General features: G+C 54.4%; 17 protein-coding genes. All 17 read left to right on the top strand.

The features are described from left to right. The 17 genes from AACH41_RS11015 to AACH41_RS10935 all read left to right on the top strand — a co-directional run bounded on the left by AACH41_RS11015 (window position 1) and on the right by AACH41_RS10935 (window position 17,553). Window positions 1-1,410, top strand: a complete 1,410-nt coding sequence (locus AACH41_RS11015; protein WP_338655076.1) for a TolC family outer membrane protein — start codon at window positions 1-3, stop codon at window positions 1,408-1,410. A gap of 13 nt (window positions 1,411-1,423) precedes the next feature. Then, a complete protein-coding gene (gene gspG / locus AACH41_RS11010; protein ID WP_338655074.1) occupies window positions 1,424-1,879 on the top strand; it encodes a type II secretion system major pseudopilin GspG in 456 nt (151 codons plus the stop codon). 31 nt (window positions 1,880-1,910) lie between these two features. Beyond that, on the top strand, window positions 1,911-3,104 hold the full coding sequence (locus tag AACH41_RS11005; protein WP_338655072.1) for a type II secretion system F family protein: 1,194 nt from the start codon (window positions 1,911-1,913) through the stop codon (window positions 3,102-3,104). A gap of 146 nt (window positions 3,105-3,250) precedes the next feature. Further along, window positions 3,251-4,939 (top strand): GspE/PulE family protein, encoded by a 1,689-nt coding sequence (locus tag AACH41_RS11000; protein ID WP_228518812.1) that lies wholly within the window; start codon window positions 3,251-3,253, stop codon window positions 4,937-4,939. Further along, the gene (locus tag AACH41_RS10995) at window positions 4,920-5,828 is read left to right on the top strand and encodes a hypothetical protein (protein WP_338655069.1); all 909 of its coding nucleotides are present in this window, start codon (window positions 4,920-4,922) and stop codon (window positions 5,826-5,828) included. The genes AACH41_RS11000 and AACH41_RS10995 overlap by 20 nt, the downstream gene beginning before the upstream one ends. Window positions 5,829-5,839: 11 nt before the next feature. After that, window positions 5,840-6,352 (top strand): hypothetical protein, encoded by a 513-nt coding sequence (locus AACH41_RS10990; protein WP_338655067.1) that lies wholly within the window; start codon window positions 5,840-5,842, stop codon window positions 6,350-6,352. Continuing rightward, window positions 6,340-6,942: a hypothetical protein gene (locus tag AACH41_RS10985; RefSeq protein ID WP_338655065.1), complete on the top strand. Its 603-nt coding sequence runs from the start codon at window positions 6,340-6,342 to the stop codon at window positions 6,940-6,942. The genes AACH41_RS10990 and AACH41_RS10985 overlap by 13 nt, the downstream gene beginning before the upstream one ends. After that, complete coding sequence (locus AACH41_RS10980) at window positions 6,939-7,508, top strand: hypothetical protein (protein WP_338655063.1); 570 nt, start codon at window positions 6,939-6,941, stop codon at window positions 7,506-7,508. The genes AACH41_RS10985 and AACH41_RS10980 overlap by 4 nt, the downstream gene beginning before the upstream one ends. Before the next feature lie 8 nt (window positions 7,509-7,516). Next, window positions 7,517-9,469, top strand: a complete 1,953-nt coding sequence (locus tag AACH41_RS10975; RefSeq protein WP_338655061.1) for a type II and III secretion system protein — start codon at window positions 7,517-7,519, stop codon at window positions 9,467-9,469. A 21-nt stretch (window positions 9,470-9,490) separates the two neighbouring features. Beyond that, window positions 9,491-9,997, top strand: a complete 507-nt coding sequence (locus AACH41_RS10970; protein ID WP_313986796.1) for a prepilin-type N-terminal cleavage/methylation domain-containing protein — start codon at window positions 9,491-9,493, stop codon at window positions 9,995-9,997. Window positions 9,998-10,000: 3 nt separating this feature from the next. Next, on the top strand, window positions 10,001-10,372 hold the full coding sequence (locus AACH41_RS10965; protein ID WP_194748526.1) for a prepilin-type N-terminal cleavage/methylation domain-containing protein: 372 nt from the start codon (window positions 10,001-10,003) through the stop codon (window positions 10,370-10,372). Continuing rightward, window positions 10,359-10,847: a type II secretion system protein gene (locus AACH41_RS10960; RefSeq protein ID WP_313986792.1), complete on the top strand. Its 489-nt coding sequence runs from the start codon at window positions 10,359-10,361 to the stop codon at window positions 10,845-10,847. The genes AACH41_RS10965 and AACH41_RS10960 overlap by 14 nt, the downstream gene beginning before the upstream one ends. A gap of 169 nt (window positions 10,848-11,016) precedes the next feature. Continuing rightward, a complete protein-coding gene (locus AACH41_RS10955; protein WP_275356135.1) occupies window positions 11,017-11,541 on the top strand; it encodes a sigma-70 family RNA polymerase sigma factor in 525 nt (174 codons plus the stop codon). Next, window positions 11,531-12,508, top strand: a complete 978-nt coding sequence (locus tag AACH41_RS10950; protein ID WP_338655057.1) for a FecR domain-containing protein — start codon at window positions 11,531-11,533, stop codon at window positions 12,506-12,508. Before AACH41_RS10955 ends, AACH41_RS10950 begins: the two co-directional genes overlap by 11 nt. Before the next feature lie 159 nt (window positions 12,509-12,667). Beyond that, complete coding sequence (locus AACH41_RS10945; RefSeq protein WP_338655055.1) at window positions 12,668-16,261, top strand: TonB-dependent receptor; 3,594 nt, start codon at window positions 12,668-12,670, stop codon at window positions 16,259-16,261. A gap of 235 nt (window positions 16,262-16,496) precedes the next feature. After that, a complete protein-coding gene (locus AACH41_RS10940) occupies window positions 16,497-17,135 on the top strand; it encodes a MotA/TolQ/ExbB proton channel family protein (protein WP_313986782.1) in 639 nt (212 codons plus the stop codon). Between the two features lie 4 nt (window positions 17,136-17,139). Continuing rightward, entirely contained in the window at window positions 17,140-17,553 is a 414-nt protein-coding gene (locus AACH41_RS10935; protein WP_194748521.1) for a biopolymer transporter ExbD, read from the top strand.

Below are 17,553 nucleotides of genomic sequence, written 5' to 3'. Positions count from 1 at the left end.
TTGTCTGTTGTATCCGTATTTGTTGCTGTTACTCGTGAGTCTGTGCATCTCAAGGCTTTAAGCCGGTTGCTTATCATGAGCATGCACCAGTGTCTGTATCTGCTAGCTGGCTTGCTGCTGACTGGGGTAGCTATCGCCGAGGCCGACCTCAATAGCCTGTATCAACTGGCGGCGACCCATAATGCAGACTACCGGGCTGCGCTGGCCAATACCGAGGCCGAGCGTGAAGAGTTGACCAAGGCGCGCGCAATGTTTTACCCCAAGGTACAACTGGGCTTGCTTAAGGGGCGCGGCAATACGGACCGCACGACGCAAACCACGCAGGGGGCCGTCAATAGTGAACTTGATTATTCGCTCGAAAATTACAGCCTCTCGGTCAGGCAACCGCTGTACAACAAAGAGACGCTCGCCATGTATGGTGGCGCCAAATCTTATGTGAGTGCGCAGGAGTCATTGCTGGAGCAGGAAACCGCAAAGCTGATCCTCAAGCTGGTGTCGGTTTATCTGGAGACGCTCTACGCGCAAGACCGCCTAACGGTGCAGGCACGCAAGCTGGAGGCGGTCGGCCAGCAATTGCAACAGGCGGAACAGCGCTATACGCGCGGCAGTGGCACCGTGGTCGAGGTGAGTGAGGCGCAGTCCAACCTGGATGTGGCTAAAGTGGAGCACTTGCAAGCCAATAATGATTTGCAGGCCAGTCAGCAAAGCCTGCAGATTCTGACAGGCAGCACGCATGTCTTGTCTGCCGAGCTGTTGGTCGATGGCTTGAATCAGCTCAGCCCGGCCGAGCATCCGCTGGAAACCTGGCTGGCGCTGGCCCGGCAACACCACCCTGAGCTGGCGGCGGCCTACCAGAATATTGAGGTTGCCAAAAAGGATGTCGAGAAAAAACAGGCCGGGCATTATCCGACGCTGGATTTGGTCGGTGTGCGCTCTTACAGCCAGAACGACAGCAATAACACCTTGGGCTCGCGTTTTGACACGACCACGCTGGCCTTGCAAATGAATGTGCCGCTGTTCGCGGGCGGGTATGTGAGTGCCAATGTGCGCCAGAGTGCCAGCCGCCTGACCGCCAGTGAAGAAACCATGACCGCCAAGTTGCGCGAGGTGGAGTTCAATGTCCGCAAGTACTACCAGAGTCTGCACGCACAACAACAATCCGTCACTGCCTACCAGCAGGCGGTGCAGTCGGCCAGGGTGGCCCTGGATGGCACGCAAAAAGGATTTTTGGCCGGATTTAAAACCAACCACGAGGTGCTGGAAGCCCAGCAAAAGCTGTTTAACAACCAGCTGGCACTGACCAAGGCCTATTACAGCCTGATTAGTGACTGGGTGAACTTGCAGTTCAGCAGTGGTTTGTTGTCACTGGACACGCTCAATCGCGTGAGCCAATTGTTTATGACCAAGTAGTCGGGGGTAAATCATGTCCAAAAAAAATCAATCTGCAATCCGTCCAGTGGCCACGCCTGCGCCAAACACACACCGGGGGTTTACCTTGCTGGAACTGCTGGTGGTGATGGTGATTATCGGTCTGCTGGCTGGCTATGTCGGCCCCAAGTACTTTGCACAGATCGGCAAGTCTGAAACCAAAACCGCCAAAGCACAAATCGAGGCCTTGTCGCGTGCCTTGGACACCTACCGGCTGGATACCGGGCATTACCCATCGACTGAGCAAGGGCTGGCGGCATTGAATCAGGCACCGAGTGGCGAGACCAAGTGGCAGGGGCCTTATCTGGCCAAAGGCGTACCCGCTGATCCTTGGGGGCGGCCTTACCTATACCGCGCGCCCGGCGAGCATGGCGATTACGATGTCTGGACCTTGGGCAGCGATGGCGCGGCGGGTGGCCAGGACGCCGATAGCGATGTGGGTAACTGGTAAAGCAGCCATCCTGTAGAGCAGGCATATCGTCATGAAGTTTGAGCTCAAGGTATTGCAGGGCAGCGAGGTCAGCTGGTTGTCGCTGGAGGCAGCCGACCCGCAGGCGGCACGTCAGCAGGCGCAGGCGCGTGGATATGGCGTCTTGCAGGTGCGCCAGCCGCGTCGGGCATGGGTGCTTCCGCAATGGCCAATCAAGAAAAACAGCTTTCAGCTCAGCTTGTTCAGCCAGGAGTTGCTGGCCTTGCTGGAGTCTGGCCTGAGTTTGATTGAGGCGATTGAGGGACTGGCCGAGAAAGAGCAGCAAGAGACCTCAAGAGCCGTGCTGACCGCTTTACGGACAGCCTTGTATGAGGGTTTGCCGTTGTCGCAGGCGCTGGCCTTGCAACCCGCGGTCTTCAGCCCTTTGTATGTGGCCTTGATCCGTGCCAGCGAGCGCACCGGCGACATGGCGCAGGCGCTCAAACGCCATGTTGCTTACCAGGCGCAGGTCGATGCCATCCGTAAAAAAATCATCTCAGCGTCGATTTATCCGGTGTTGCTCATCGTGGTCGGTGGGCTGGTGGTGCTATTTCTGCTGGGTTATGTGGTGCCGCGCTTTAGCACGATTTATGAAAGTGGTGGCGACAAGCTGCCCTGGGCCAGCCAGATGCTGCTGCGCTGGGGGCAGTTGCTACAGGGGCATGGTGAGCTGGTGTTATTAAGTACCATCAGCGGTATCGCCATGCTGTGGTTGCTGTTTTCGCGTCCGGCTTGCCAGGCCTGGATCATGAAAAAAATCTGGCAGATCCCGAGTTTGGGCGAGGCCTTGCGCATTTATCAACTGGCCCGCTTTTACCGCACGCTGGGGATGTTGTTGCAGGGAGGAATTCCCTTGTTGACGGCCCTCGGCATGGTGCAGTCTTTGTTACCGCTAGAAATGCAACGCGCTTTGCAGCAGGTGATCGCTGACGTGCGTGAAGGCAAGCCGCTGTCTGGTGCCATGGAGGTGCATGGTTTGACCACTTCTATCGCCAACCGTATGTTGCGCGTGGGTGAGCGTAGCGGCCAGCTGGACGAGATGCTGGGGCGGATTGGGGTGTTTTACGACGAGGATACCGCGCGCCGCGTCGAGTGGTTGAGCAAGCTGCTGGAACCGGCACTGATGGTCATCATCGGCCTCATTGTCGGGCTGGTGGTGGTGTTGATGTATATGCCGATTTTTGAGTTGGCCGGCGCGATTGAATAATGAGCGCCGCATATTACAAGTTTCGATTGAGTCATGAACACCCAAAAAAGAGGTGCGGTTTAGTAGGCGTGGTAGAGGATGGTCGTGTCAGAGGATAGAGGTTGTAGACGGGATGCAAGCTTAAAATGAATATGCAGGATTTATCCATGTTGGAGCAGCCCCTGGGCGAGGCCCCCGTGTTGTCCGGCGACTTGCTGCAGCAGGCGCGACTATTGGCCGCGCAAAGCGGCCGGCCGCTGGTCGAGGTGCTGGAATCACTGAGTGGCTTGGCCGCCGATGCCTTTGTCGAGGCCTTGGGCCGCTGGCTGCACTATCCGGTCAAGACCGCGCTGGCCATGCATGCCATGCAGCCCATGTTTGACACCTTGGGCCTCAATGACGCCAATGCCTGGCACGTGATCCTGATGCAAGCGGAGGATCAGTCTTTGCATATGCTGATGGCCGACCCGTTTGACGAGGCCTTGCAGGTACGCTTGCAGCATCTGGTGCGGCAACCGGTGCAGTGGTCACTGGCGCATCGCAATGATATTGCGGCCTGTTTGCAGTTTCACGAGGCGCAAATGCGGGCGATGGATCAGGTGCATGCGGGTGATGCTACCAGCCATGAAGAAGAGGCGCCGGTGGAAGAGCTCTCGCTCAAATCCATCAGCGAAGACAGTAGCCCGGTGGTGCGTTTTGTCCGCTCTACCTTGTACGACGCGCTCAAGGCCGGGGCCAGTGATATCCATCTCGAATCAACGCTGCAAGGCTTGCGTGTCAAATACCGCATTGACGGCGTGCTCACCGAAGTCGGTGGTTTGAATGGCGTGATGCAGGCCGAGCAGGCCATTTCGCGCATCAAGGTCATGTCCGAGCTCGATATTGCGGAGCGCCGTATTCCGCAAGATGGACGCTGCAAGGTGCATGCCCTGGGCCGCGACATTGACTTGCGTGTCTCCATCATGCCCAGTGTGCTGGGCGAGGATGCGGTGTTGCGCGTGCTCGACCGCAAAGCCCTCAGCGAGGCGCAGGGCATCAGCCTGGAAGTCCTTGGATTTGCCCCGGCCTTGCTGGCGCAAATCCGCGCCCAGGCCGAGGCGCCGTATGGCATGTTACTGGTGACCGGCCCCACCGGCAGCGGTAAAACCACCACGCTTTACGGCATGATCTCCGAGATCAATCAGGGCCAGGACAAGATCATCACCATTGAAGATCCGGTGGAATACCAGCTGCCCGGGGTCTTGCAAATTCCGGTCAATGAGAAAAAAGGCCTGACCTTTGCCCGTGGCTTGCGCTCGATTTTGCGGCATGACCCGGACAAAATCATGGTGGGCGAAATCCGCGATGGCGAAACCGCCCAAATTGCCGTGCAATCGGCGCTGACCGGGCATTTGGTACTGACCACGGTGCATGCCAATAATGTGTTTGATGTGATCGGCCGCTTTACCAATATGGGCGTTGATGCCTACAGCTTTGTCTCAGCGGTCAATGTGATTCTGGCGCAGCGCCTGATCCGCGTGATTTGCCCGTATTGCAAGGTGGACGACCACCCTGATGCCGCCTTGCTGACTAAATCTGGCCTCACACCGGCCACCGCCAGTCATTACCAGTTTAAAAAAGGCCAGGGCTGTGGCCAGTGTCACGGCAGCGGTTACAAGGGCCGTAAGGGCATTGCTGAATTATTGTTGTTTGATGACCGCATGCGCGAGCTCATCGTATCCAAAGCCCCCATCAGCCAGATCAAGGCACTGGCAGCCACCACCGGCACCCGTTCCATGCGTGAATCCGGGCTGGCCCTGGTGGCCGCGGGCGAAACGACCTTGCAGGAGATTAACCGTGTTACATCATTGGCCTGAGCCCGGCGTCGATTGCCATGCCGCCGCCAGCCGCCGCTGGTGGCAAGCCTACACTGCGCCAGAGTTGCGCATAGTGATCACGCATGACCGCATTGTCGCCTTTGAGTGCTCTCGGCGCGGACGATTTGGTGGCGCTGCGCAATGCCTGCAACACACGGTGCATACGGTGGATGATCACAGTGATGCCCATGCAGCATCCCCATCTGCGCCATTGTGGGAGACCTTGCGCCTGGTGTTATCAACCTATGCCGGGCAACGCTGGCATGTGGTGGTCGTGCTCTCTAATCAATTTGTGCGCTGGCTGGCCTTACCCTGGCAAGATCAGATCCGTAGCCGTGCGGATCAGCAAGCCTATTTTGCTCATGGGTTGCAGCAGGCGTTTGGGTCTCAGACGCAGCCATCGCAGCTACGTAGCCAGTGCCCGGGCTATGGCAAGCCATTTTTGATCAATGCGATTGCCGAGGACTTGCCGACGCAGTTACATCGCGAGTTCGATGCGGCAGGATTGCCTATCGGCCAACTGCTGCCAGCCTGGCAACTTTCGGCTAACCAAAGCCTGACGTGGATGCGAAAGCAGGGCAGTGAAGCGGCTGGCTGGATCGTCTGCCGTGAGTCAACCAGCCTGACACTGGCTTGCCTGCAACACGGTGCCTGGCAGCAGATCCGCACGTTGCCCGTAGACCGCCATTCCCCTGAGAGCGATTGGCGGCATACCTTGCGCCAGGTGTTGTTGCGCGAGCAGGCCCTGCATCCTGAGCGGGCGCAGTTGCCGGTTTATCTGGCGCAGACCGCACTCGCAGGTCTGCGCCCAGAAGATTTCTCGCCGTTTAACGTCATTGTTTTACCTACGACTGAGCCAGCGGGCCAGCCGATGTGGAGTCTGGCCTGATGCGTGCCGCCATGCCAATTTTGGACTTTAATCATGCCGCCGGTCGTCTGCCTGGCCCGGTCGCTTGTGCGCTCGGCCTGATCTCGCTGTTGCTATTGCTGGTGCTGGTACCGCTTTATCAGCACCTTAACCAGCAAAATCAGGCTTTGCAGCAGCAGTGGCTGGCCAGGCAGTCTGCCAGCCGCCCAGCCACGGTGGTGCAGCTTGCGCCTATTAGCCCGGCCTTGCAGGCCGAGTTGACGCAGGCGCAGGCGCAGATTGCCACGCCGTGGTTGCCTTTGCTGCATGACCTCGAACGCGCGCAACAGGCTGAGCTCTACTGGATGCAGCTGGCACCCGATGCCAAGCGCAAACTGGTCAGGATGACGGTGCTCGCACACAAACGCCAGCAGGGCTGGGCCCTGGTCGAGCGTTTGCGTCAGCAAGCCTCGCTGGCGGCCGTCAAACTCAATAGCAGCGAAAGCACCGAGGTCAATGGCGAGCGCATGACCAGCTTGCAACTGGAGGCCGCATGGCAATTTTAAATTCTGGGCGTAATGGTAGCGAGGTTCTGAGCCGCGTGTGGGCACGCCTGCAGTTTGCCTGGCAGCACAGCCCCTGGCGTCAACCCTGGTTACTAGGCCTGCTGGCATTGACGCTGGCAGTGGTGATCATGCTGGCGCAAGCCTGGTGGCTGCAGCAAGACTGGCAACAGCGATTGCGTGCACCAGCGGCCGGGCATGGCCCCCAGACGCAAACGGCCAGGCCGTCCACGTCCTCAGCCAATCAGACCTTACCGCAGCCCATGCCAGTGTTGGCACAATGGCCAAGTGAAGAAGACGCCGACCGCGTCAGTGCCGAGATTCTGGCCCTGGCCGATGCCATGGGCATGGTGTTTGAGCGCGCCGAGTTTCAATCCGGCGCGACTGCGCAAAGTGATTTATATGTGCAGCGCATCAAGCTGCCTTTGAGTGGCGATTATGTGCAACTGCGGCATTTTCTGGCGCTGGTTTTGCAACGCTACCCCAGCCTGGCGCTGACGCAATGCAAGCTGCAACGCACCGATGTGCAGCAAGCCGGGCTGGAGGTCTATATTGAATTCAATCTGTATACGCGCAAACGGAGGCCAGCATGAACCGGCAAATCGGCTTAGTGGCCGCGCTTGCCATGACCTTGTTTGCCTGCTGGTGGGTGAGCCAGTCTGACACCGAGACCGCGCCCACGCCGGTCACTGCGACTGCCATGCCAGTTGGGGCGGCCAAGCAGCGCAAACCTTTGTCGCAGGCGCTGCCTGCATTACATGCCGCGCTGACCGATGCGCAACCCGCCACAGGCTTGCCGCCTGCGTTGAATGCAGACATCCCGGGGCGAGATAAGGCAAAGATGGATACGCCGACTAGCGATGAAGCAAAAATGGATGAACCGGTAGTCAACCTGTTTGCGGCACTCCCGCCGCCAGCAGTGCCTGCAGAAGCGTTAGCCGCAGCTGGGCCGGTCAACCCGTATACCTATGCCGGCCGCCTGCTGCAAGAAGGCCGCTGGCAGGTGTTTTTAAGTGATGGACAACAACAATATGTGGTGCGTGAAGGTGACCGGTTTGCCGAGGGGTGGCGGGTCACGCGGCTGGATCAGCACAGGCTGGTGCTGCAACATGCCGGAGAGCGCTTTGAAATGATGCTGGAAAATGGGGGAATGCTTTGAGCAAACAGATGAAACAAACAGGCTGGCGTTGGATGTGGCTACTCGGCAGCCCGCTATTATTGCTCAGTTGCAGTCACTGGCAAGCGGCTGAAAAAAATGGCGATGCGGCCTTGGAGCAAGCACGGCTCTACGCCGCGCGTGGCCAGGATGACGAAGCGATCCGGCTGTTGCAGCCACTGGTAGAGGCAAACCCACGCCAGCCGCAATATAAAAACTGGCTCAGTTTGCTGCAGGAGAAAAAACTGCAAAAGCAATTGCAGGAAGCTGATAGCTTGTTGCAGGCCAAACAATACGATGCCGCCATGACGGGATATGAACAAGTGTTGCAAGCAGCACCGAATAACCGCGCGGCCAGTGATGGCTTGCAAAAAGTCACGCAAGCCCGCCAGCACGACCAGCAATTAATGCAGGTTAAAAGCGCGATTGCGGCCGAGGATTGGGCCGGTGCCGAGTTTGGCTTGCGCACCGTATTGGCCGAGCAACCTGCGCAGCCGGAAGCGCGTCAGTTATTTGAACAGCTGGAACAAAAGAAAAACGAGCGTAGCAGTGTGGTGCGGCCGTTGCAGTCATCGCTCAAAAAGAAGGTGACACTGGAGCTTAAAAACGCTCCGATCAAGCAGGCGTTTGAATATCTGGGCAAGGCCGGTGATTTGAATTTCTCGTTTGACCAGGAGCTCAGTGATGGCATCCGCGTCAATGTGCTGCTGCGGGATACACCGATTGAACAGGCGCTGGAGGTGATCTTGACAAGCCACCAGCTAGGCAAAAAAATCCTCAACAGCAATACCTTGCTGATTTACCCGCAATCGCGTGCGGCGCAATATGAAGAGCTGTTTGTGCGCAGTTTTTACCTGACGCACATGGATGCCAAGCGCGCGCTCAATATGATGAAAACCGTGTTGCGCGCCAGCGATGTGTATATGGATGAAAAGCTCAATACGCTGGTGATCCGTGACACCCTGGACCGCATCAAGGTGGCCGAAAAACTGATTGCCTCGCAAGACCTCAATGAGCCGGAAGTCATGCTGGAGGTGGAAGTGATGGAGATCAACCGCCGTAACCTGGAAAACCTGGGCATCCAGTATCCCAGCCAGATTGGGGTGGGTGTGCAGGGCAATGCTGCGGGCAGCACGAGTGGCACGCAGCCACAGGCGGGCAAATTAACGCTGACCGAATTGCGCAACTTTAACGGCAAGCTGGGCGTGTTTTCCATCAACGATCCGGCTGTGGTGCTGAATTTGTTGCATCAGGATACCGACACCAATTTGTTGGCCAGTCCCAAAATCCGCGTCAAGAACCGTGACCGTGCCAAGATTCATGTCGGTGACAAGATCCCGGTGCTGACCAGTGTCGCCAGTGCGCAAGGCTTTGTCAGCCAGAACGTGAATTATATCGAGGTCGGCATCAAGCTCGATGTGGAGCCCGTGATCCAGATGCAGGACCAGGTCAGCATCAAGGTCGGCATGGAGGTCAGCAATATTACTGACCAGGTCACCACCAGCTCCGGTGTACTGGCTTACACCATCGGCAGCCGTAACGCCAATACCACCCTGCAATTGCGCAATAACGAAACCCAAATCCTGGCGGGCCTGTTCCGCGATGATGAGCAGCGCACCCAGCGTAAAGTGCCTGGACTGGCCAATTTGCCCTTGATCGGCAGGCTGTTCAGCAACAACAACCAGGACAAGCGTAAAAACGAAATTGTGCTGCTCATCACGCCGCGCATCATGCACAACCTGAGCCCGGCCAATGCGGTGTACAGCCTGATTCCATCCGGGGTGGCGGCGACGGCGAATCCGGTCGGGGCAGGCGGCGCGCGTACGGTGCAAGCGGTAGACACCGCGCCGCCCGCTGCGCCCGTGGTGACACCACAAAGCACACAAAACAGCAATGTGCGTAATGACAGCGGCTTTGCCAACCAGATGATGAACAGCACCGATGGTGGCGCGGTGCAGCCCTGATGGCATTGAGATAGGTTGACCATGTTTGCGTTGCGACTGTTTTCTGCCAACCCCGCCCACGCCAAACGCAGCAAGGGCTTCACCCTGGTCGAGCTGCTGGTGACGCTGGTATTGCTGGCGTTGCTGGTGACGGCGGCCAGTCCGGTGGTGCAACTCAACGGCAAGCGCGAAAAAGAGCGCGAACTCAAGCGCGCCTTGTGGCAAATCCGCGACGCTATTGATGCCTATAAAGATGCAGTGGACCAGGGACTGATTAAAAAAACCGCAGAGAGCAGTGGCTATCCGCCGAACCTGGCTATCCTTGTCACTGGCGTCGAAAATGCCCAGGATACCAAAAAGAAAAAAATGTTTTTTTTACGCCGCATCCCGCGTGACCCGTTTGCCACCGACCAACAGCTCAGCAATGCCGATACCTGGCGTATCCGTGCCTATGATGGTGCCATCGACGACATGGCCAAGGATGTCTACGACGTTTCGTCGCGCTCAACAGCCATTGGCATCAACCAGCAACCTTACAGCGAGTGGTAGGCAATGAAACGTGGATTTACCTTGATCGAGATGTTGGTGGTGTTGGCGATTCTGGCCATGTTGCTGACCATCGTGTCGCCACGCTTTATGCACATGTTGCAGCGCGCCAAAGAGACCACTTTGCGTCATGACCTGGTCACCATGCGTGACGCCATCGACAAGTTTTATAACGACAAAAACCGTTACCCGGAAACGCTGGACGAACTGGTCGAGCGGCAATACCTCAAGTCTGTGCCACCCGACCCGATCACCGAGCGTGCCGATACCTGGGTGATTACACTGCCGCCCAATATCGACGAGCAGGGCAGTGTGTTTGATGTGCATAGCGGCTCGGCACTGCTGGCAGAGGACGGGACCCCGTATGCCTTGTGGTAGGCGAGCGCAGGGCTTTATCCTGATCGGCATGTTTATGCTGATCATGCTGAGCGGCCTGATCTTGTCGGAGGCTGCCACACGCTGGCAGACGCAGGTAATGCGCGAGCGTGAGCAGGAATTGATCAAAGTCGGCCTGGCCTACCGCGATGCTATTGGGCGGTATTACAACCAGACGCCGGGTGTGATTAAAACTTTTCCACCGACGCTGGAGGCTTTGTACAACGATGAGCGCTTCCCGTCGCCGCGCCGGCATCTACGCAAACCCTATCAGGACCCGATCACGCAGCGTGAAGGCTGGGGCATCGTCGAAGCGCCGAGTGGCGGCATTATGGGCATATACAGCCTGTCGGACAAAGTGCCTTTTAAAAGCAAAGGCTACCGCGGCGAGTTGCAGCATCTCAATGACAAGCGCTATTACGGTGAATGGTATTTTGTCTATCTGCCACAACCCATCAGTGGCCGTAATGCGCTTTAAGCTTTTAGCACTGAAGTTGATTTAACTGGTGGTTGTAAACGATTTTATTTGGTTGCGTGCAGCCAGTTTTACAACCGGGAATTATTGAAAAAACCAATCAATTCAATTTGTTAGCTGGCTGGCATTAATATTGCCACTCATAGACCTAAACACCGATAAGAGAGTTGCCATGTCCAGTCAGTTATCTAACCCGCAAGGCTTGATTCGAGGGCTCTACCTTGAGCACCATGCGTGGTTGCGCGCCTGGATACAAAAGCGCCTGGGTTGCCCCAACTGGGCGGCAGACCTCACGCAAGACACCTTTGTCAATCTGTTGCTCAAACACGAGCTGCCGGTATTAAACGAGCCACGTGCCTACCTGAGCCGCGTCGCGCATGGCCTGATGGTAGACCATGTGCGCCGCCGTGATCTTGAACGTGCCTACCTCGAAGCACTGGCCTACATGGCCCCGGCTGAAGTTGGCTCGCCAGAAACGCGCGCCATCATGCTCGAGCTGCTGGTACGGCTCGATATCATGCTCGATGGCTTGCCGCACAAAACCCGCACCGCGTTTTTGCTGGCCCAGCTCGAAGGTGCCAGCTATCCGCAAATTTCCGAGCGTCTGGGCGTCTCCGTGCGCACCGTTGGCAGTTATGTTTCTACCGCCATGCTGCAATGCATGACGCTGTTGCAAGAGCCTCCGCATGCGGCCTGAACTCGCACAACAAGTCACCCCGGCTATGCAGCAAGCCAGCGACTGGTATGCGCGTTGGCTCTCAGGCGAGATGGATGAAAAAGCCAAACGCGCCTGGCAAACCTGGCTGGAAGCCGATGAAGAACACAGCCGTGCCTGGCAACAAATTGAACGCGTGCAGCTTTACTTTGGCAAAGTCCCCGGTTCGCTGGCACTCGCCACGCTGCAGGCACCGCCTTCGGCCGAGCGCAGACGCCTGCTCAAGCAGCTGATTCTGCTGCTCATGGTCAGCGGCAGTGGCTATTATGCCTACCGCGAACAACCCTGGCGCGGCATGCTGGCCGACATCAGCACCGAGGTCGGCGAACGCCGCCAGTTAACGCTCGAAGATGGCACGCTGGTGCACCTCAATACCCACTCTGCCATTAACGTGGTCTATAGCAATACTGACCGGATTGTTGAGCTGGTACGAGGCGAAATCCTGGTTGAAACTGCCCTCGAAAACCTGCGCATTTATCGCCCATTCAGCGTGGTGACCAAACAAGGGATGGCCACTGCGCTGGGCACACGTTTTAGTGTGCGCGAGTGGCAACAGCAGCAACGCGACTACACCAAAGTGAGTGTCTTTGACGGCATGGTCGATGTGCGTGCGCTTGGCCGCAAACAATCCCCGGTGCGCGTCAACGCCCGTGAGTCTGTGGTCTTCTCCGCCAATCAGGTCTATGCCAAAACCAAACTCAAAGCCACCGAAATGGCTTGGGTCAATGGCCTTATCGTGGTCTACGCCATGCGCCTGCAAGACTTTGCCGCAGAACTCTCACGCTACCAGTCCGGCGTGTTGCGCTGCGACCTGGCCGTGGCCGACTTGCAAATCTCCGGCTCGTTCCCGCTCAACGATATCCCCGCCATTTTGCAAACCCTGGAGCAAACCCTGCCCGTCAAAGTCGAGCGCTTCACACGCTTCTGGACCACCCTCAGTCCTGCCTAGCCCGCAATGCCGTCGTGGAGGAGCGCTTCACAACCTGTTCGCGCATGCGGTCTTTGCAGGTTTTTTTAAAAAAACGCAATTTTATCTTCCGGTTTTTATTTCTCGTTCGGCATAGCAGTAATCACACAGATTATGCGTATGCAGAAAGTGCTTACCCACATGAAAAATAAAACCGCATCAGGATACACAACACCCCATTGGCTCGCGCTTGGCCTGAGCATGGTGCTCTCTGCCTGGCAGGCACAGGCAGAAACACTCAATGTGAGCCTGCCTAAAAAGAGCTATCAAATCCCGGCCGGGGACTTAAGCGACACCTTGCCCGACTACGCCGCCGAATCCGGCATCCTGCTCGGCTTTGACCCCATCCTCACCCAAGGCAAACGCAGCCCAGCGCTCAAAGGCCAATACGGCGTGCAAGAAGGCTTTGAGGCATTGCTCAAAGACAGCGGCCTAGAAGTCGTGCAAGACAAATCCGGCCGCTACCAACTCCGCCGCGCTGCACCCAAAGCCAAACCTATCCCCGGCGCACCAGAAAAAGAAGATAAAGCACTCAAACTGGAAGGCATTGAGGTTCGGGCTAAACGCTTTTACGAAGTTGGCCCCTTACCTGGTTTAGGTCTCACCAAAGAAGAAATCCCCGGCAACGTACAAAGTATTTCCGCCAAGGAAATTAAAGAGGCGCATTCTCTAAGTATCACCGACCTCATGAACCGCAAGCTTCAGTCAGTGACGGTCAATGATTATCAAGGCAACCCATTTCAGATGGATGTGCAGTATCGAGGCTTTACTGCTGGTCCGCAAATTGGCACGCCGCAAGGTTTAAGCGTTTTTATTGATGGTATTCGAGTCAATGAGCCATTTGGCGATATTGTTAACTGGGACATGATTCCCATGAATGCTTTGGCAAGCGTGGATGTATTCCCAGGATCTAACCCTATCTTTGGTTTAAATACTCTGGGTGGAGCTTTTTCCTTGAAAACGAAGGATGGCTTCAATAATGCAGGTGCTGATGCCGAGGTATTGACAGGCTCTTTTGGACGTAAGCAATTACAAGTAGAAGGTGGTTGGAATAACGGTACAGTAGGTCTTTTTGCTGCCGGAAACTTTTTTTTGGAGGATGGCTGGCGTCAGAATTCCCCTAGCAAGGTGAATCAGCTTTTTAGTAAAGCAAGTTACAGAGGCGATAAGCTTGATCTGAATTTAAGTAGTTTATTGGTTCAAACCAATTTAGTCGGCAATGGGCTTTATCCCAGTGAAATGTACGATCAAGATCGGAAGGGGACTTTTACCGCTCCTGATAGAACAAAGAACAAGCTTGGACAGTTTCAACTGAGTAGCAGTTATTTTGTGAGTGATAATTTTACAATCACTGGGCAGGTTTATCGCAGAAACAGTGATCGACACCAAAAAGGGGCCGATGTTTACATGGCTGATCGGACTCTTGATCAGCTAGAGTTCGGCTATGCCCGCAAGATACCATTAGCTGGAGCGCAATATACGTGTCTACATAAGAGCAGTTCTGGCACGGGGCTGCTAGATTATTATGTACTTAGTGTTGACGTCACTAATGCAGATCCAAATTTTGTAGACGGTGGTTTTTACGGTGATTCATTTGTAAATAGCGGAATCACAGACCCTAGCCAAATCCCATCAAATACACCAAATCTTACATTTAACTCTGAGTTGCCGTCACAGTTTGCACAAGCCCTTAAAGAAACATATTTTACCTTGGGTGCCGCTGGTGGAAAACTATACTTACAGGACAAGGCGAAACCAACGCCCACTGTAGGCGATGCCTCACCTGAGACTTTTGGTGAGGTCAGCTATTTTTTGTCAGCTCAGACTGATGGGTTTGTCCCTCCAAGTGTGGGCGATGGTCAGTTGGATGTTTTTAACGCGACAAATAACTTCTTCTATAAAACTGTTCAGACCACGTTGAATGGTGTGACAACTAACACACTTACAAAGAATTATGTGATCTTTGTATCGCCTGTTAACAACACAGCATGTCAAGCTGCACAGCCCGCCAATGGTAATGAAGCGTCAAATCCATCTGCGCTAAGGCCATATATGTACAAAGGTCCGAATGGAAACTATGTCACTTTGGATGGTGCTTATGACGGAAGTGGCGGTGTGATTTATGAAATTGATCCGAATACCGGTGAAAAACGGTATACCCCGACGGCAGTATTCACTGATAACCGAATTGAACAGACCACTGATGGTGGATCGATCCAGCTTAACTGGAATCTTGAACATCATAAATTTATGGTGGGGGCTTCTATTGATGCTGCCAAAGCCAGTTATACAAACTCTCAACAATTAGGGTTATTGGATGCAAACAGGAATGCTTATCTGGCGCCGGATCAAATTCATCCCATGTTTACCGCTGCTGACCAAGCGATTAGTAATAATGATTTTAATGGTACCAATACCACTAAGAGTATTTATTTTAGTGAAACCTGGAGTCCAATAGAAACATTGCATATCAGTACCGCAGGCAGATACAACCAGACTAGAGTTAAAAATACCATGGCAACACGGTATGGTGAGGGTTCGTTCCGTTACGATGAAGTGCTTAATTTGCCAAGAACTTGGGATACTTGTACCAGTGACGCTGATTGCCAAAACTATGTACAAGGCTATCGTAAGCCTGACCTCTCCAGCCAGTTAGATCCAGCTGAAACTGAAAAATTAAGTTATTACTCATTTAATCCATCCTTGGGCGTGTCCTGGCAGGTCTTACCGACTCTCAACCTTTATTCAAATTTTGCTCAAGGCACCAGAACGCCAAGTGTTATTGAGCTTGGTTGTGCCTTTGACAAAACACCCGTGCAGAAAGGTGGGTTAATTATGCCGAAAAGCCTTGCAGAAAATAGGCAGTGCAGCCTGCCTACTACCCTCTCTGGAGATCCATTTCTTCCGCAAATCCGTGCGACTACCTACGATATTGGCATGCGTGGCAATTTCTGGGGCGAATGGCAATGGAACTTGGGCGCCTATCAAACCGATCTCAAAAACGATATTTATTTTGTTTCAGTCGGTAATGGTCAAGGTTTTTTTGACAGCATCGGCAACACTCGTCGACGTGGCTTGGAGGCCGGTTTATCAGGTGCGGTCGGTAAAGCTAAATTAAGCTTGAACTACTCAATGACTGACGCGACTTTTCAAGACAGATTCCTGATGTTTAGTGTGGACAACAGTAGTGCCTTTCAGCTAGATGGCTATGGTAACGGCATTATTAGGGTTGATCCAGGTGACAAAATGCCTGGCGTTTCTTTGCACAACCTTAATGCAAATCTCACATATGACATTACGGATAAGTGGAATGTTGGTTTAACTGCGGTTGCTCACTCTGATAGTTTCTTGCGAGGTAATGAAAATAACGACCATCAAAAAGGAATTGCTAGTACCCGAAATGTTGCCGTTCCTGGTGGCGGCTTTATTCAAGTGCAAAGGCAACCTACAAATAATCCTGGAAAAATCCCTGGCTATGCCACGTTTAATTTTCAAACGAGTTACAAATTAGCAAAAGAGTGGACGGCTACAATGATCGTCAGCAACTTGTTTGATAAGGAATACTTTAGTGCGGGCAGGCTAGGCATCAATCCCTTTTCACCAAGTATCAACGGAAATATTGGCGTGAGTGGATACAACCATAATTCAAGTGATTGGTTGAGCACTAACTTTATAGCGCCTGGAGCGCCAAGAGGCATCTGGTTTAGCCTGAACTGGCATTTCACCCCCGATTAACTTCTCAAAGTAATCAATTTGACGCCCTTTGAGTAAAGTTATGTTAACGACGTCAGGCTTTTTGCGTCGCCAGCGATTAAACAAGTAAGAGGGTGTAAATGTGAAAAATTCCCGTTGTGTGTATGGAATTTTCCCGATTGGTTTTTGCGGTAGTAATTTTCGGTTGCGCTTGGCCTTGATCCGGTAATTTGCATTTGAGCAGTTTTTATTGATAAGTCTATTTTTGGAGCGAGCTGTGGATTTGGTGCCTGATATTGTTGATCTCGTGTTGTATTTGCTGGGTGCGCTCTCGGTGCTGGTGTGGTCCATCATCATCGTCAAAAGCTGGGTGTGGTTCAAGTTGCGCAGTGAGTCCAACAGTTTTTTGTCTGAGTGGCAGCAGGTGAAAACCATTTATGAGTTGCCGCGCATTATTTCGCACAGTAACAGCAGCTTTGCACGTTTGTGTGATGCGGGGATGCGGGCGATGAATGAGGTGATGGCGAATTCGGTGTTGCGTCGCAACGAGCGCCAGGAGGTGATTTTGCTCTCGCTCAAGCAACAGGCTTATCTGGAGCAAAAGCGGATGGATGGCGGCGTGGCGGTGTTGGCTAGCATTGGTTCTACCGCCCCGTTTATCGGTTTGTTTGGCACGGTGTGGGGCATTATGAATGCGCTCAAGACGATCACAGCGACGGGCTCTGCCGGTTTGGATGTGGTGGCCGGGCCGATTGGTGAGGCGTTGATTGCGACGGCGATTGGCATTGCGACGGCGGTGCCTGCGGTGTTGGCCTATAACTATTTTATGCGCAAGCAAAAAGTGCACAGGGCCGATATGGAGCAAGTGGCGAGCCGTTTTCAGTCCTTGCTGACACAATCTGGCGTAGAGGGTTAATGCCATGGCGATGTTTAGTGATGGTGAGAGCGAAGATTTGGTCAGCGAAATCAATGTGACGCCGCTGGTCGATGTGATGCTGGTGTTGCTGACGGTGTTTATTGTGACGGCGCCATTGCTGATGAACGCGGTGAAGGTCAAATTGCCGCAGGCCAGTGCCGAAGTGGCGGTGACTGTGCCTAAAACCGCCCACATTAGCGTGACCGATGCCGGGGAGGTGTTTCTGGACCAGCAAAACATGCCGCTAGACACCTTGACCAAAGAGCTGGGCGTGCTCAAGCAGAAGCATGACCCGGCGGTGGAGATTTATGCCGATGAGCATGCGCAGTATGGCGTGGTGGCCAAAGTGCTGGCCGCGATTCAGCGCGCGGGCATCAGCAAGTTCAGTTTTGTGATGTCACCTGAGTCACGAAAGTAA

The organism is Methylophilus sp. DW102 (assembly GCF_037076555.1).
Taxonomy (GTDB): Bacteria; Pseudomonadota; Gammaproteobacteria; order Burkholderiales; family Methylophilaceae; genus Methylophilus; species Methylophilus glucosoxydans.
This window is presented reverse-complemented; position numbering and strand designations above follow the sequence as displayed.

Coding starts and splice junctions, on each gene's coding strand:
- AACH41_RS11000 (WP_228518812.1), top strand. CDS start 3,251: ATGTTGGAGCAGCCCCTGGGCGAGGCCCCCGTGTTGTCCGGCGACTTG.
- AACH41_RS10970 (WP_313986796.1), top strand. CDS start 9,491: ATGTTTGCGTTGCGACTGTTTTCTGCCAACCCCGCCCACGCCAAACGC.
- AACH41_RS10935 (WP_194748521.1), top strand. CDS start 17,140: ATGGCGATGTTTAGTGATGGTGAGAGCGAAGATTTGGTCAGCGAAATC.
- AACH41_RS10945 (WP_338655055.1), top strand. CDS start 12,668: ATGAAAAATAAAACCGCATCAGGATACACAACACCCCATTGGCTCGCG.
- AACH41_RS10960 (WP_313986792.1), top strand. CDS start 10,359: ATGCCTTGTGGTAGGCGAGCGCAGGGCTTTATCCTGATCGGCATGTTT.
- AACH41_RS10950 (WP_338655057.1), top strand. CDS start 11,531: ATGCGGCCTGAACTCGCACAACAAGTCACCCCGGCTATGCAGCAAGCC.
- AACH41_RS10985 (WP_338655065.1), top strand. CDS start 6,340: ATGGCAATTTTAAATTCTGGGCGTAATGGTAGCGAGGTTCTGAGCCGC.
- AACH41_RS10975 (WP_338655061.1), top strand. CDS start 7,517: ATGAAACAAACAGGCTGGCGTTGGATGTGGCTACTCGGCAGCCCGCTA.
- AACH41_RS10990 (WP_338655067.1), top strand. CDS start 5,840: ATGCCAATTTTGGACTTTAATCATGCCGCCGGTCGTCTGCCTGGCCCG.
- gspG (WP_338655074.1), top strand. CDS start 1,424: ATGTCCAAAAAAAATCAATCTGCAATCCGTCCAGTGGCCACGCCTGCG.
- AACH41_RS10955 (WP_275356135.1), top strand. CDS start 11,017: ATGTCCAGTCAGTTATCTAACCCGCAAGGCTTGATTCGAGGGCTCTAC.
- AACH41_RS11005 (WP_338655072.1), top strand. CDS start 1,911: ATGAAGTTTGAGCTCAAGGTATTGCAGGGCAGCGAGGTCAGCTGGTTG.
- AACH41_RS10980 (WP_338655063.1), top strand. CDS start 6,939: ATGAACCGGCAAATCGGCTTAGTGGCCGCGCTTGCCATGACCTTGTTT.
- AACH41_RS10965 (WP_194748526.1), top strand. CDS start 10,001: ATGAAACGTGGATTTACCTTGATCGAGATGTTGGTGGTGTTGGCGATT.